Below are 15,116 nucleotides of genomic sequence, written 5' to 3'. Positions count from 1 at the left end.
GTCAGCCCTTCCCGGGATGCAGGGCACCGCACTGCTTGCACGTCCGTGCGTCGAGGTCGTCGTGGAACTCGCGGAACACCGGGGGCATGTCGTCGACGAGGTCGCGCACCTGCAGTTCCACCTCGTGGACCTTGGCATCGCATTCGAGGCAGTACCACTGGAACTTCTCCAGAGTCCCCTCGTGACGCACTCGCTCGATCACCAGACCCACCGACTCCGGGTCGGGCCGCTGCGGCGAGTGCGGGAGGTTCGCCGGCATCAGCCACGTCTGTCCCTCGCGGATGTCGACGCGTCGCGGTCCGTCGTCGGTCATGACGTTGACGTGGATGTCGCCGCTGATCTGGTAGAACCACTCCTCGTACGGCTCGTAGTGATAGTCGTACCGCTCGTTGGGCCCGCCGACGATCTGCACGATGAAGTCGTCGCCGAGCGCCATCATCTGGTTGTTCACCGGCGGCTTCAGCAGGTGACGGTTGTCATCGATCCAGGCTTGGAAGTCGATGACCGGAGGAAGTGCTGTCATGGATCTCTCCTTGGGTGAGGGAGGATTCTCTCGGAATCCCGGTCAGGCCGTGGTGCCTCGGCGATGTGCGATCGCCTGAATCTCGATCAGCAGATGCGGGTGCGGCAGCTGGTGGACGGCGACAGTGGTCCGCGTCGGCCCGTCCTCGTCGAAGTACTCGCCGTACACCTGGTTGTAGCGACCGAAGTCGTTCATCGACACCAGGTACGACGTCACCTGACAGACGTCCGACAGGTCGGCGCCGACCTCGGCGAGAATGTCGCGGATGTTCTCGATCACCGCACGGGTCTGGGCCCCGATGTCCAGATTCGTCGTGCCCATCTGGTCGACTTCGACGCCGACGAATGTGTTGTCGGGACGGCGCGAGCTGGTGCCGGAGACGAAGATCAGGTCGCCGACGACTTTGACGTGGGGGAACCGTCCGCGAGGCTTCGCCTTGCCTTCGACCACCGTCGCGCCGGTCGTTTCTGCGTGTGCGGTCATCCCTGCTCCTGTGCTCGCGCGTGCGTCACGCCGGTCTGTTCTGAGTCGGCGCCGATGAAGCCGACGGCGCCCAGTCCGTCGACGTCACAGGCCACCTGCGTTGCGGTGAGCGGCAGCGCCGCGGTTGCTGCACCCGCGAGAATCACATATCCGGCTCGCAGCGCGATCCGATGGCGACGGCACATGTCCAGCAGCGCGTGCAGCGCCTCGACCGGGTCGCCGAGGATCGCGGCGGTCGTGCCGGTGACGACCTCGTCGCCGACCCGGAGGGTGACCGTCCGGTCGGCCGCCTCGCGCATCGGGACCCACTCGCCGATCGCATAACCGGCGGCCGAGGTGTTGTCGGCCACCACGTCGGCGTAGGTGAACGCGAAATTCAGATAGCGCGAATCGATGACTTCGATCGCCGGCGCAATCGACGAGACCGCGGAGACGATGTCCTCATGAGGGTCGTCGAGGTCCACGTCGCGATGCAGCAGGTATGCCACCTCGGGCTCGGCCTTCGGATGGATGAAACGTGCGAGGTCCGCGGCGCCGCCGTCCGGGATGGTCATCGCATCGGTGAGTCGCCCGACGATCACGTCGGAGACGCCCATCTGCGCCATCTTCGCCTTGCTGGTGAAGCCGAGCTTCACACCGACGACGGTCTCACCGCGCGATTTCCGCAACTCGATCAGCGCGTCCTGCACCCGGTAGGCGAGGTCGACGTCGAATCCGGCGACGACGCCTTCGTTCTCGATGCTCGGTGTCTCGATTCGGTTCACCTGAGCGTCGTCGAGCCGCGCGGCCAACTCGGCGACGTCCCGATCGGTGGTCGGGGTCATGATCGGACCTTTCAGTTCGGTGACGGCGGGCGTCACAGTTGAATGCAGATGTTGGTCGGCTCGGTGTAGAAGTGCAGGGACGACTCCCCGCCCTCGCGTCCGATGCCAGACAAGCCGACGCCGCCGAACGGGGCGCGCAGATCGCGCAGGTACCAGGTGTTGACCCACGACAGGCCGACGTTCATCTGAGCGGCGACGCGATGTCCACGACGGAGGTCGTTTGTCCAGACCACGGCTGCGAGGCCGTACTCGGTGTCGTTGGCCAGCGCGATCGCCTCGTCTTCGGTGTCGAACGGCACCAGCCCGGCGACGGGGCCGAAGATCTCCTCCCGCATCACCCGACTGGAGTTGTCCAGACCCGTCCACAGGGTCGGTTCGATCCACGATCCCCCGTTCAGTTCGGCGGGCATCTCGGGCACGCCTCCACCGCAGACAACAGTGGCGCCCTCCTCCACCGCGAGGTCGAAATAGCGCAGGACCTTCTCTCGATGCTTCTGGGAGATCAGCGGTCCGGTCGTCGTCGCATCGTCCATCGGCGCGCCGAGGCGCAGCGACGCCGCCTTCGCCGCGAGGCCCGCGACCACGGCGTCGAAGACCGAACGCTGGATGTAGACGCGTTCGGTACAGAGGCACACCTGTCCGGTGTTGGTGAAGATCGAGCGACTCAGGCCTTCGACCACTTCGTCGACGTCGACGTCGTCGAAGACGATCGCCGCGTTCTTGCCGCCGAGTTCCAGGGACACCGGGCGCACGCGTGGCGCGACGGTCTTCATCACGTGCGTGCCGGTGGCCGACGACCCCGTGAAGGTGACTCCGTCGATGTGCGGATGCTCCGTGAGGTAGGCGCCCGCCGAGTCGGCGCCGAAACCGTGGACTACGTTGTACACCCCGCGCGGCAGCCCGGCCTCGGCCAGGACCTCCGCCAGCAACGATGCGGTGCCCGGGGTGTCCTCGCTCGGCTTGACGACCACTGCGTTCCCACATGCCAGCGCCGGCGCGACCTTCCAGGTGAGCAACAGCAGCGGCAGGTTCCACGGAACGATGACCGCGACCACGCCGAGGGGCTTCCGAACCGCGTAGTTGAGTGCACGGCGACCGACCGCCGGCTCGGTCACGTACGACTCCTGACCGGTCGCCGCCACCATGTCCGCGTAAGCGCGGAAGTTCATGGGTGCCCGCGCCACGTCGAGCGTGCGAGCCTGTGCGACCGGCTTACCCGTGTCCGCGAGCTCGGCCGCGACGAAGTCGTCGAAGCGCTCTTCGATGAGGTCCGCGGCGCGTCGCAAGACGGCGACGCGATCCCCGATCGTGCTGTCGGCCCATCCTTCCGCGAGTGCCCGGCGTGCCGAGCGAACTGCGCGGTCGACGATCTGCTCGTCGGCTTCGTGCACCCTGGCGTGAGTGAGGCCGGTGGCCGGATCGACGGCATCGAAGACGTGCGCAGGATCCGGCTCGAGGAAGGCTCCGTCGACGAAGTTGCGAATCCACTGTGATGGCTGTTCGGGCATGCTTCCAACTGTGATCTGTGTTGCAATACCCTGCAAATACCTTATTGGGCATTACACATGTTCAAATCGGCATAGGTCGTTTCGCTGTGCACCCCTATCGACGACGTCGAGGGCATGGCAGAGTCCAGTCCCGTCCCGGTCCACGAAAGGAGCCCACTGTGAGACCTGACATCGCCGAGGCGTACGACGCCCGCGCCACCGTCTCCGGCACGACCTTCGACGCCGTCATGGCGGCGTACCGACGCCGATCCGACACGGCCGTCGCACGCCTGGCCGGCACCACCGGCATCGTCTACGACCGTCCCAGCGGTCAGCGCCTGGACATCTGGGGGCTCGGCGACGAACCCCGCCCGGTGTTCTTCGTCGTTCACGGCGGGTACTGGCGAATGCTGTCGAGGGCCGACACCGCCTTCATGGCGGATGTCCTCGCAGCCCGCGGAATCGCAACCGTGACAGTCGATTACGGGCTCGCACCGGCCACGCCGGTGCCCGAGATGGTGCGCCAGGTCCGCAGCGCCCTGGCGTGGGTCTGGCAGCATGGCCGCGAGCACGGCCTCGACACCGATCGCATCGTCGTCGGCGGCAGTTCGGCCGGCGCGCATCTCGCGGCGACGACCATGGTTCCGGGCTGGCAGAACGCCGCGGGCATACCCGAGACGGCAGTGCGCGGCGGACTGCTGCTCAGCGGGCTGTACGACCTCCGGCCGCTCGTTCACGCACCCGCCAACGAGTGGCTCCACCTGACCGGCGAGACCGCCCACTCCGTCAGTCCGGCCCTGAGCGCCCCACCGACGACGCCGACGGTGATCGCCCGGGCCGAGCACGAGGCGTCCGGGTTCGCCCGGCAGAGCGCCGACCTGCACCGGCACTGGTCCGGTGTGGCCGACAGTCGACTTCTGACGGTGCCCCGACGAAACCACTTCGACGTCTTCTTAGATCTCGCCGAACCGGCCAGCGAACTCTTCCGCTCCCTGCTCGATCTGGTCCAGGCCTCGGCCCTCGCCGAGACGACCCGCCGGCGAGGGGCCGGCAGGTGAGCTCGTCGCCCGAGTCCGGATGGGAGCCGCAGCCGCCCAAGCTGCTCGACGGGCGCCTCAAGATCCGGCATCTGGTGCTCATCGACGCCCTGTCCCGCCAGGGCAGCGTGATCGGCGCGGCGGCGGAACTGCACGTCACCCAACCGGTTGCCACGCGGGGCCTCCGCGACATCGAGACCGTCCTCGGCGTCGAGCTCTACACACGCGGTCCGCGCGGGGTCGTCCCCACCATCTTCGGCGAGGCGTTCACCGAACACGCGCGCGCCGTCCTCGCGCAGCTCAATCAAGCGGGGCGTCACGTGCTGGAGCTGACCAACGCAGATCGCGGCACCGTCGTCGTCGGCACTCACCTCGCAGGATCGAACGTTCTTCTGCCGCGAGCGATCGCCCGCATCAAGGCCGAGCACCCGCTGCTCACGGTGGTCGTGCGCGAAGGCACGCCCTCGACGCTTCTCACCGAGTTGGAAGCCGGTCGGGTCGACATGATCGTCGGTCGGCTCACCGCGCCGAGCACCCCGATCATCACCCGCATCCCGCTGTACGACGAGTCCGTCGAGGTGTTCGCCGGAGCCGGGCATCCCCTAGCGTCCTCAGCACGTCTCGCGCTCGCCGATGTCGGCGACCACCAATGGATCCTTCCCGGCGTCGAGACATCTCTGCGCGGTGAGTTGGAGAAGGTCTTCACCCGATTCGGGATCCCGCTCCCTACTCAACGTGTCGAGGCGACGAGCTATCTCACCGTGCGAGAGCTCCTGCGCGAGACCCGGATGCTGGCCGTCCTCCCGAGCCTGATCGGCCGCAGCGACGCCGGCTTGACGCCGCTGCCGATCGACCTGTCGACGATCAATCACAGCGTGGGACTCACCGTCGCGGCCGACCGGCCGTTCAGCCCTTCTGCGCGCGCGTTGACCGCATGTCTCAAGCGCGTCGCCGACGAGGAACTGAGGTGAGCTGACACCGAAGAACGTCGAGCTGTTCGGACAACGACGACCGGACGGTCTCGATCTCACAGACTCCACCCGTCGCCACGCCGCACCCTGCACAATCGCAACGGGGAATCCGATCGCAACCCATCGATCGACCCCAGCCGCACACCCCACGAAATCGAGGTCGCTCCGCATGTTCCGCAAGATCCTGGTCGCCAACCGCGGCGAGATCGCAATCCGAGCTCTCCGCGCCGCCGTCGAACTGGATATCGCCACCGTCGCCGTGTACCCGCACGAGGACCGCAACTCACCGCATCGCTTCAAGGCCGACGAGGCCTACCAGATCGGCGAGCCCGGTCACCCCGTGCGCGCCTACCTCGACGTCGACGAGATCATCCGCGTCGCCAAGGAGTCCGGTGCCGACGCCGTCTATCCCGGCTACGGCTTCCTCTCGGAGAACCCCGAACTGGCTCGCGCCTGCGAGATCAACGGGATCACCTTCGTCGGTCCCGCCGCCGAAGTGCTGCAGTTGACCGGCAACAAGTCCCGCGCCATCGCCGAGGCGAAGGCCGCCGGGCTCCCCGTGCTGGCCTCCACCGAGCCGTCGACCGACCCGCGGGCGCTGGTCGACGCCGGTCGCGCGATGAAGTTCCCGGTGTTCGTGAAGGCCGTCTCGGGAGGCGGCGGTCGCGGCATGCGTCGAGTCGACGATCCGGCGCTGCTGCCCGCCGCGCTGGAGGAGGCGTCGCGCGAGGCGGAGTCGGCGTTCGGCGACGGCGCGGTCTACATCGAGCAGGCGGTGATCGCGCCGCGTCACATCGAGGTGCAGGTCTTCGGCGACGGCTCCGGCGACGTCGTCCATCTCTACGAGCGCGACTGCTCCGTCCAGCGACGTCACCAGAAGGTCATCGAGCAGGCGCCCGCACCGGACCTGCCCGCCGAGATCCGCGACCGCATGTGCGCCGACGCGGTCGCGTACGCCAAGCACATCGGCTATTCCTGCGCGGGCACCGTCGAATATCTGCTCGACGGTGACGGCGACTACGTGTTCATCGAGATGAACCCGCGGATCCAGGTGGAGCACACCGTCACCGAGGAGGTCACCGACGTCGACCTGGTGCAGACCCAGCTCCTGGTCGCCGCGGGCGCGCGCCTGGCCGACCTCGGCCTGACGCAGGACCGGATCCAGCTGCACGGCGCCGCCGTCCAGTGCCGCATCACCACCGAGGACCCCGCGAACGAGTTCCGCCCCGACACCGGCCGCATCACCGCGTACCGCTCGCCGGGCGGTGCGGGTATCCGCCTCGACGGCGGTACGACCGTCGGCGCCGAGGTCGGTGCCTACTTCGACTCGATGCTGGTGAAACTCACCTGCCGCGGTGCCACCCGCGAGACGGCGCTGGCCCGCGCGGGCCGCGCCCTGGTCGAGTTCCGCATCCGCGGTGTCACCACCAACATCCCGTTCCTGCGTGCGGTGCTCGACGAGCCGTCGTTCCGGGCGGGCGCGGTGGACACCGGGTTCATCGGCGAGCACCCCGAACTACTGCACGGCAACGTCCCGGCCGATCGCGGCACCCGCATGCTCAACTACCTCGCCGACATCACCGTCAACCGGCCGCACGGCAAGTCGCCCGCCGGCGTCGATCCGGTGACCAAGCTCCCGCGGCTGGCCGCCGGAACGCCCGTACCGGACGGCTCCCGCCAGCGTCTCGCAGCGCTCGGTCCGGAACGATTCGCCGCCGACCTGCGGGCCCAATCCGCGCTCGCCGTCACCGACACCACTTTCCGCGACGCACACCAGTCGCTGCTCGCGACCCGCGTCCGAACGCGCGATCTCACCGCGGTGGCCGGCCACGTGGCCGCCAGCGTTCCGCAACTGTTCTCGATCGAGGCCTGGGGCGGCGCCACCTACGACGTCGCGCTGCGGTTCCTGCATGAGGATCCGTGGGAACGGCTCGCGCGGCTGCGTGAGGCCGTCCCGAACATCTGCCTGCAGATGCTCCTCCGCGGCCGCAACACGGTCGGCTACACCCCGTATCCCACCGAGGTCACCGACGCCTTCGTCGCCGAAGCCGCGGCCACCGGCGTCGACATCTTCCGCATCTTCGACGCGCTCAACGACGTGGACCAGATGCGGCCCGCGATCGACGCCGTCCGTGCCACCGACGGTGCGGTCGCCGAGGTGGCGCTCTGCTACACCGGCGATCTGGCGAATCCCGGCGAGGACCTCTACACCCTCGATTACTACCTGCGCCTCGCCGAGCGCATCGTGGAAGCGGGCGCGCACATCATCGCGATCAAGGACATGGCCGGGCTGATGCGTGCCCCCGCGGCGACGACGCTGGTCACCGCGTTGCGGTCGCGCTTCGATCTGCCGGTCCACGTCCACACGCACGACACCACGGGCGGCCAGCTCGCCACCTATCTCGCTGCCTGGAACGCCGGCGCCGACGCGGTCGACGTCGCCGCCGCCCCGATGTCCGGCGGCACCAGCCAGCCGCCGATGTCCGCGGTGATCGCCGCGACGGCGCATACCGATCGAGACACCGGAATCGACCTCGACGCCGTCTGCGAACTCGAGCCCTACTGGGAGTCGATGCGCGGCCTGTACCACCCGTTCGAGGCGGGCATCCCCGCACCGACCGGTCGCGTGTACACGCATGAGATCCCGGGCGGACAGCTCTCCAACCTGCGGGCGCAGGCGACGGCGCTCGGTCTGGCCGACCGGTTCGAGGACATCGAGCACGCCTACGCGGGCGTCGACCGCGCCTTCGGCCGCCTGATCAAGGTCACGCCGTCGTCGAAGGTCGTCGGCGATCTCGCCCTCGCGCTGGTCGGCTCCGGCGTCAGCGCCGAGCAGTTCGCCGCCGATCCCACCGTCGTGGATCTGCCGGAGTCGGTCACCGGATTCTTCCGCGGCGAGTTGGGCACCCCCGCCGGGGGGTGGCCCGAACCGCTCCGCACACGGGCGCTCGGCGACACCCCCGCCGTCGCACCGCCGCTCACCGAACTGACCGCCGACGACCGCGCGGGCCTCGACGGCGACACCGCCACGCGACGGACGACGCTGTCGCGCCTGCTGTTCCCGGGACCGTCACGCGAGTTCATCGAGCACCGCACCAATTTCGGCGACACCTCGGTGATCGGGACTCGCGAGTTCTTCTACGGCCTGACCTCCGGTACCGAGCACTCGGTCCAACTCAGCCCCGGCGTCACCATCCTGCTCGGGCTGGAGTCGATCTCCGACGCCGATGAACGCGGTATGCGCACCGTGATGTTCTGGATGAACGGTCAACTGCGTCCCGTTCAGGTGCGCGACCGATCGGTCGAGGACGCGCGGCCGCGCGCCGAGAAGGCCGATCCGACCGCGCCGGGCCAGGTCCCCGCTCCGTTCGCGGGCGTGGTGACGCTCGAGGTCGCCGTCGGCGACACGGTGGACGCCGGATCGACGATCGCGCACATCGAGGCGATGAAGATGGAGGCGGCGATCACCACCCCCGTCGGCGGCACGGTCACCCGGGTCGCGATCCCCGAGGTCGCGCAGGTGGAGAACGGGGATCTGCTGATCACGATCAGCACCGACTCGTGACCGCACCGGACAGCTGTCGCGCGGATCAGCCGCTGACGGGGACCATCTCAGCCGCGGCGACCCCGAGATCGGCCGTGGCGCGCGTCTGTCCGGTCGCGAGATCGACGGCTCGGATCGTCGACTGCGCGGGATCGTTCACGTAGGCGAGGTCTCCCAGAACGACGACCGACGCCATCGGTTCCTGCCAATCGATCGGTTCCCGCCAGGGTGCGAGCACCTGGTGCTTCGCGACGAGCTGAGCCGTCGACGCGTCGAAGACGTACAGGAACCCGTCCGTCCCGAGCACGATCGCCTCACCGTTCGGGCCGCGTGCCAGCGAACGGAAACTGTAGCCGGCGGGCAGGTCCACCAGGCGCAGATCGCCGGTCTCGGTATCGATGAGCGAGAACCGCGTCGGCCGCTCGATCTCGTCGTCCGGCAGGTTCGCCCGTGTCTTGTAGTCGCCGAGGATCACGGTCGACTGTTCGGACCCGCGTTGGTTGCCGATCCGGCCGTACGCGTCGGGAGCGGTCACCTTCCGGATCGTGTCCTCGCGGACAACGACGACCCCGTCCTCGCACCCGAAGGTCAGCACACCGCCGGCGGCCGACGCCTCACCGTGCACGCCGGGACAGTTCGTCGACGTCGCACGCTCGCGGCGGTCGGGCCCGAGGATCGCGATGCCGGTCCGTGCGTCGTCGTCTCCGCGGGAGATCACCAGACTGCCGTCGGCTCTGGTCACCGCGACTCCGTGATGGGCGTGAGGCGAGCGGTAATCGGTCGACGACATCTGCGCGTCTCCGAGGTCGGACTGCTCGACGGTCTTGACCTCACCCGTCCCGTCGAAGAAGAGCGTGACCCGACCGTCGTGTGCGACCGCGTGTCCGGGTTCGCTGCCGTCGAACGTCGTGTCGGTGAAACGCGGTGGCGCAGTGCGGTAGTGGCGATGGTCGCCATGGGCTTCGTGCCAGGTGCCCGCATCCAGAAGAGCGAAGCCGTCTTCGGTGGTGACGAAGACGTGGCGCGAGTCGCCCGCGTCGTTGAGTCGAAGGAAGCCGTCGCGCGGGAGATCGGCGACCTGCGCCAGGGTTTCTCCGTCGAGGACTCGGACGCCGCCGTCGTAGGCGACGACGAGACGTGGGGAGGCGCTGCGGTTCTCAGCCACGTGGGCGTGCTCGTGGCCGTCGTCGTCGGAGCTCGAATCCGTTGTGCCGGCCGAGCATCCGGCTAGAAGTGCGGCGCAGACCGCGAGTGCGGAAGCGTGAAGTCGTGTGTTGAGCATGACGACAAGTGAACACTTTAATGAAAATTATTGTCAACAGTGCATGGATCGGTCTCCTCGCGAATGACCGCGAGACCAGCTCCCGCACAACGAACGGCGCCCCGGAACCGAAGTTCCGGGGCGCCGTTGGTCTAACCGGCTGCTACAAGCAGATCAGGCGTTGCCCGACAGCTTCTCGCGCAGAGCGGCGAGCTGCTCGTCGCTGGCCAGCGAGCCACCGGTCTGAGCCGGGCCGCTGCTCGACGAGGTCGACTGCGAAGCCGAGCTCGACGACGACGAGTAGTCGCTCGGAGCGTTCTCCGCCTCGGCGGCAGCCGCGGCGAACTTCTCGATCTGAGCGGTGTGCAGCTTGTGACGGCGCTCGGCCTCGGCGTAGCGGGCCTCCCACTCCTCACGCTGCTTGTCGTAGCCCTCGAGCCACTCGTTGGTCTCGGCGTCGAAGCCCTCGGGGAAGATGTAGTTCCCCTGGTCGTCGTAGCTGTCGGCCATACCGTACTTCGAGGGATCGAACTCCTCGGTGTAGTCCTCGTTGGCCTGCTTCAGCGAGAGCGAGATGCGACGGCGATCCAGGTCGATGTCGATGACCTTGACCATCGCGTCGTCGCCGACGGAGACGACCTGGTCCGGAACCTCGACGTGGCGCTCGGCCAGCTCCGAGATGTGGACCAGACCCTCGATGCCCTCTTCGACGCGGACGAACGCACCGAACGGCACCAGCTTGGTGACCTTGCCCGGAACGATCTGGCCGATCGCATGGGTGCGGGCGAACTGACGCCACGGGTCTTCCTGGGTGGCCTTCAGCGACAGCGACACGCGCTCGCGGTCCATGTCGACGTCCAGGACCTCGACGGTGACCTCGTCGCCAACGGTGACGACCTCGGACGGGTGATCGATGTGCTTCCAGGACAGCTCGGAGACGTGGACCAGACCGTCGACGCCGCCGAGATCGACGAACGCACCGAAGTTGACGATCGAGGACACGACGCCCTTGCGGACCTGGCCCTTCTGCAGCTGGTTGAGGAACTCGCTGCGGACCTCGGACTGGGTCTGCTCCAGCCAAGCGCGGCGCGACAGAACGACGTTGTTGCGGTTCTTGTCGAGCTCGATGATCTTGGCCTCGACCTCCTTGCCGATGTACGGCTGGAGGTCGCGGACGCGACGCATCTCCACCAGCGATGCCGGGAGGAAGCCGCGCAGACCGATGTCGAGGATCAGGCCGCCCTTGACGACCTCGATGACGGTGCCCTTGACGGCCTCGTCCTTCTCCTTGAGCTCCTCGATCGTGCCCCAGGCGCGCTCGTACTGAGCCCGCTTCTTCGACAGGATCAGGCGGCCTTCCTTGTCCTCCTTGGTGAGAACAAGAGCCTCGACCTCGTCACCGACGGTGACGACTTCGTTCGGGTCGACGTCGTGCTTGATCGACAGCTCACGCGAGGGGATGACGCCCTCGGTCTTGTAGCCGATGTCGAGCAGGACCTCGTCGCGATCGACCTTGACAATGGTGCCTTCGACGATGTCGCCGTCATTGAAGTACTTGATGGTCGAGTCAACGGCGGCGAGGAAGTCCTCGGCCGAGCCGATGTCGTTGACGGCTACTTGCGGCGAGGAAATCGTGGGGGACGACATATGTTGAGTTGCTCCGGACAGGTATCTAGTAGGTACGGTAACGGGACAGTCTTCGCAGGCTGTGCCCGGTTTCCTTCGTTTGTGCGCACCGTTCGGGCGAGATAGCCAGAATCAGTGCAGAGTGCACGCTTCGCGCATACACGTGTGTAAGCGTACTACCACCGGCCTACCTGCACAAATACAACCCCCGGACGCACCCGCAGAAGGAGCCGACGATGGCACATTCGATCGAAATTCTCCTCGATTCGGACACCGAGGCCGTCGTCCGCGCGCAGTGGGACGCCCTCGAGGCGGCCGGTCTGCCGAGCGCGGGCCGGGTCCGGGCTCGGACGAATCGGCCGCACTGCACCCTGCTCGCCGGCACCGCGGTGTCCCCCGCCGTCGATGCGGCCCTGGTGACGACCTCGCAGCGACTGCCGTTCGAGTTCCGTGTCGGCGGCGCGGTCGTCTTCGCCGCCGGCCGCAAGTACACCCTAGCCCGCGCGGTGGTGCCGTCGTCGGAGCTGCTGGCGGTTCATGCGACGGTGGCCCGGCTGACCGGTGAGGACGTGACCGACCTCCCGGCACACTGCCTTCCCGGGCAGTGGACACCGCACGTCACGCTCGGCCTGCGGCTGACCGGCGACGAGCTCGCGGTCGCACTGCAGCTGCTGTCGTGGCCCACCGTCGTCGGGCAGGCGTCGGCCCTGCGCCGGTGGGACGGTGACGCGAAGACCGACGTTGTGTTCCCCGGCCGGGCCTGCTGAGGCCTGCTCCGAGTCCAGTGACCGATATGCGGTCACTACGCTCGGAGGTAACGCCACGCCACGAGAGGATCCATCTCCATGACTTCCCGACCGCCGCGCGTCCTCGGCGAGATCGATTCCGACGTCAGCGAGCGGGCCAACCGGACCTGGTGGGACGACGAGGCCGACGAGTATCACGTCGAGCACGGTCGGTTCATCGGCGGCGACACCCCCGGAGGCGAGTTCGTCTGGGGCCCAGAGCGCTACCGGGAGTCGGACGCACGACTTCTCGGCGACGTCGCCGGACGTGACGTGCTGGAGGTCGGGTGCGGCTCCGCGCCGTGCGCTCGATGGCTGAAGGCCCAGCGCGCCAACGTGATCGGACTCGATCTGTCGATCGGCATGCTGCACCACGGCATCGCTGCGATGCGCCACGACGACGATCCGGTCCCCCTGGTCCAAGCCGGTGCCGAGCACCTCCCCTTCGCCGACGCGTCGTTCGACGTCGCCTGTTCGTCGTTCGGCGCCGTGCCGTTCGTCGCCGACTCCGCTCGCGTGATGCAGGAGGTCGCACGTGTCCTCCGCCCCGGCGGACGATGGGTCTTCGCCACCAACCACCCGATGCGGTGGATGTTCCTCGACGATCCCGGACCCGAAGGTCTCGTCGTCCGCATGTCGTACTTCTCGCGGACTCCCTACTCCGAGACCGACGACGACGGGACCGTCACCTACGTCGAGCATCATCGGACGATCGGCGACCGCGTCCGCGAGATCGTCGCCGCCGGTCTGGTGCTGGAAGACATCGTCGAACCGGAATGGCCCGACGACCTGGAGGACGAATGGGGTCAGTGGTCCCCGCTGCGCGGTTCCTACTTCCCCGGCACCGCGATCTTCGTGTGCCGGAAGCCGGAGTGAAGACCGAACGGTTCGCTCGGTTGAGCGAATCCACCGCGGCCGCGCTCGCCTCGACGTCGCCGACGTACGACGACATCGGTGCCAGCCTGGTCGGTTCGGTTCCCACCGGATTTCATCGCGTACGCCGATCCGCACTGCTCGACATCCCCTTCGACGATGCTCGCGGCTGTCTGTTCGCCTGGCAGGTGCAACTGAGATCCGGTGTACGCGTTCGTGCCACGGCACCGACCGCGATGCTCGGATCGATCGCCGAGGTGTCCGTCGGGGTCGGACCGTTTCGTCTCGGTGGTCCGGTTCGAGTAATAGCCGTCGTCGACGAGCCCGACGTCGCGTGTTTCGCGTACGGCACGCTGCCCGGTCACCCGGAATCCGGCGAGGAGTGTTTCCGGGTCACGGCGACTGACGGCCGGGTGCAGTTCACAATCGACGGATTCTCCCGACCGCGCAGTTCTCTGGCGCGCCTCGGAGCCCCGGCCGCGACGATCGTCCAACGTCTGATCACCGATCGTTACGTTCGATCTCTGAAGTCCCCGGCGTAGCCTGGGTTCATGTGCCGCAACATCACAGAACTGCGCGGCCTCGAGCCGGCCGCCACTGACGAAGAGATCGAAGCCGCCGCGCTGCAGTACGTGCGCAAGGTGTCCGGGATCCGCAAGGTCACGGACGCCAATCGAGAGGCGATCGAGAAAGCCGTCGCCGCCGTCACCGCAGCGACGACCGAACTGCTCGACGCACTCCCCGCGCGCAGGCAGCCGCCGCAGACCGTCCCGCCGCTGCGTCGTCCCGCGGTTCAGGCGCGGATCGCGGCACGCGCGGCCGCACAGTAGCCGCCAGTTCTCGCACTACCAACGCGTATGGCGAGACTTCTCGGCCGACACGCCGCATTTCGGCGGATCTACGCGTTGGTAGTGCGAGAACGCGATTACAGCAGCTTCGACAGGAACTCCTGGGTGCGCGACTGCTGCGGGTTCGACAGCACCTCGCGGGGATCTCCGCGTTCGACGACGACGCCGCCGTCCATGAACACGAGCTGATCGGCGACTTCGCGGGCGAAACCCATCTCGTGGGTCACGACCAGCATCGTCATCCCCTCCGATGCGAGGGTGCGCATGACCGCGAGGACGTCACCGACCAGCTCCGGGTCGAGGGCGGACGTCGGCTCGTCGAAGAGCATCAGCTTCGGGTCCATCGCCAGGGCACGGGCGATCGCGACCCGCTGCTGCTGACCTCCAGACAGCTGGGCGGGATACGCGTCGGCCTTCGCCCGCAATCCGACCTGGCTGAGCAGATCGAGGGCGCGTTCAGTGGCCTCGCTCTTGGACTTGCCGCCGACGAGGACGGGGGCCTCGATGATGTTCTCGAGTGCGGTGCGATGCGGGAACAGATTGAAGTGCTGGAACACCATGCCGATGTCCCGACGCTGCTTGGCGGCGTCGCGCGGGCTCATCTCGTAGAGCTTGCCGCCGCGTTCGCGATAGCCGATGAGATCGCCATCGACCACCAGTCGACCGGCGTTGACCTTCTCCAAGTGGTTGACGCAGCGGAGGAAGGTCGACTTTCCGGAGCCCGAGGGGCCGATCAGACAGGCCACCTCACCGCGCTGGACTTCGAGCGACACCCCCTTGAGGACCTGTAGCGCGCCGAAGTTCTTACACACGCGGTCGGCGAGGACCATCGGCTGATCACCGGTTCCCGAACC

Annotated in this window: 14 protein-coding genes; 7 read left to right on the top strand and 7 right to left on the bottom strand. The window is 67.7% G+C overall.

The window, feature by feature from the left end:
• Window position 1: 1 nt before the first annotated feature.
• Genes SCNU_RS06905 through SCNU_RS06890 form a run of 4 tightly spaced genes read right to left on the bottom strand, consistent with a single transcriptional unit; the run spans window position 2 to window position 3,338 of the window.
• Entirely contained in the window at window positions 2-523 is a 522-nt protein-coding gene (locus SCNU_RS06905; protein ID WP_009678635.1) for a 3-hydroxyanthranilate 3,4-dioxygenase, read from the bottom strand.
• Between the two features lie 42 nt (window positions 524-565).
• Window positions 566-1,006 (bottom strand): RidA family protein, encoded by a 441-nt coding sequence (locus SCNU_RS06900; RefSeq protein ID WP_009678634.1) that lies wholly within the window; start codon window positions 1,004-1,006, stop codon window positions 566-568.
• Window positions 1,003-1,830, bottom strand: a complete 828-nt coding sequence (locus SCNU_RS06895; protein WP_050792778.1) for a 2-keto-4-pentenoate hydratase — start codon at window positions 1,828-1,830, stop codon at window positions 1,003-1,005. Before SCNU_RS06895 ends, SCNU_RS06900 begins: the two co-directional genes overlap by 4 nt.
• Before the next feature lie 32 nt (window positions 1,831-1,862).
• A complete protein-coding gene (locus tag SCNU_RS06890) occupies window positions 1,863-3,338 on the bottom strand; it encodes a 2-hydroxymuconic semialdehyde dehydrogenase (RefSeq protein WP_009678632.1) in 1,476 nt (491 codons plus the stop codon).
• Between the two features lie 158 nt (window positions 3,339-3,496).
• On the opposite strand from SCNU_RS06890, the gene SCNU_RS06885 reads away from it, so the two are divergent.
• The 3 genes from SCNU_RS06885 (at window position 3,497) to SCNU_RS06875 (ending at window position 8,890) form a co-directional block, all read left to right on the top strand.
• The gene (locus tag SCNU_RS06885) at window positions 3,497-4,375 is read left to right on the top strand and encodes an alpha/beta hydrolase (protein ID WP_009678631.1); all 879 of its coding nucleotides are present in this window, start codon (window positions 3,497-3,499) and stop codon (window positions 4,373-4,375) included.
• Window positions 4,372-5,325, top strand: coding sequence for a LysR substrate-binding domain-containing protein (locus SCNU_RS06880; protein WP_009678630.1), 954 nt, complete (start codon window positions 4,372-4,374; stop codon window positions 5,323-5,325). The genes SCNU_RS06885 and SCNU_RS06880 overlap by 4 nt, the downstream gene beginning before the upstream one ends.
• A 169-nt stretch (window positions 5,326-5,494) precedes the next feature.
• The gene (locus SCNU_RS06875) at window positions 5,495-8,890 is read left to right on the top strand and encodes a pyruvate carboxylase (protein ID WP_009678629.1); all 3,396 of its coding nucleotides are present in this window, start codon (window positions 5,495-5,497) and stop codon (window positions 8,888-8,890) included.
• Between the two features lie 25 nt (window positions 8,891-8,915).
• Here SCNU_RS06875 and SCNU_RS06870 read toward each other — a convergent pair whose 3' ends face one another.
• Together SCNU_RS06870 and rpsA are read right to left on the bottom strand one after the other, a co-directional pair.
• A complete protein-coding gene (locus SCNU_RS06870) occupies window positions 8,916-10,151 on the bottom strand; it encodes a hypothetical protein (protein WP_009678628.1) in 1,236 nt (411 codons plus the stop codon).
• A gap of 153 nt (window positions 10,152-10,304) precedes the next feature.
• A complete protein-coding gene (gene rpsA / locus SCNU_RS06865) occupies window positions 10,305-11,777 on the bottom strand; it encodes a 30S ribosomal protein S1 (protein WP_009678627.1) in 1,473 nt (490 codons plus the stop codon).
• A gap of 215 nt (window positions 11,778-11,992) precedes the next feature.
• Between rpsA and SCNU_RS06860 the strand changes: the two genes are divergently transcribed.
• From SCNU_RS06860 to SCNU_RS06845, 4 genes are all read left to right on the top strand, one after another.
• Window positions 11,993-12,523: a 2'-5' RNA ligase family protein gene (locus SCNU_RS06860; RefSeq protein ID WP_009678626.1), complete on the top strand. Its 531-nt coding sequence runs from the start codon at window positions 11,993-11,995 to the stop codon at window positions 12,521-12,523.
• Between the two features lie 78 nt (window positions 12,524-12,601).
• Window positions 12,602-13,417 carry a class I SAM-dependent methyltransferase gene (locus SCNU_RS06855; protein ID WP_009678625.1) on the top strand — a complete coding sequence of 272 codons (816 nt, stop codon included), beginning with the start codon at window positions 12,602-12,604 and terminating at the stop codon, window positions 13,415-13,417.
• A 20-nt stretch (window positions 13,418-13,437) separates the two neighbouring features.
• A complete protein-coding gene (locus tag SCNU_RS06850) occupies window positions 13,438-13,956 on the top strand; it encodes a DUF1990 family protein (RefSeq protein ID WP_040517918.1) in 519 nt (172 codons plus the stop codon).
• 9 nt (window positions 13,957-13,965) lie between these two features.
• Window positions 13,966-14,244: a DUF2277 domain-containing protein gene (locus SCNU_RS06845; RefSeq protein WP_009678623.1), complete on the top strand. Its 279-nt coding sequence runs from the start codon at window positions 13,966-13,968 to the stop codon at window positions 14,242-14,244.
• 95 nt (window positions 14,245-14,339) lie between these two features.
• On the opposite strand, the gene SCNU_RS06840 is transcribed toward SCNU_RS06845, so the two are convergent.
• Entirely contained in the window at window positions 14,340-15,092 is a 753-nt protein-coding gene (locus SCNU_RS06840; protein ID WP_009678622.1) for an amino acid ABC transporter ATP-binding protein, read from the bottom strand.
• Between the last annotated feature and the right edge of the window lie 24 nt (window positions 15,093-15,116).

It is taken from the genome of Gordonia neofelifaecis NRRL B-59395 (assembly GCF_000192435.1).
GTDB lineage: Bacteria > Actinomycetota > Actinomycetes > Mycobacteriales > Mycobacteriaceae > Gordonia > Gordonia neofelifaecis.
Note: the sequence above shows the minus strand (reverse complement) of the source record. Positions and strands in the feature narration are given on the sequence as shown.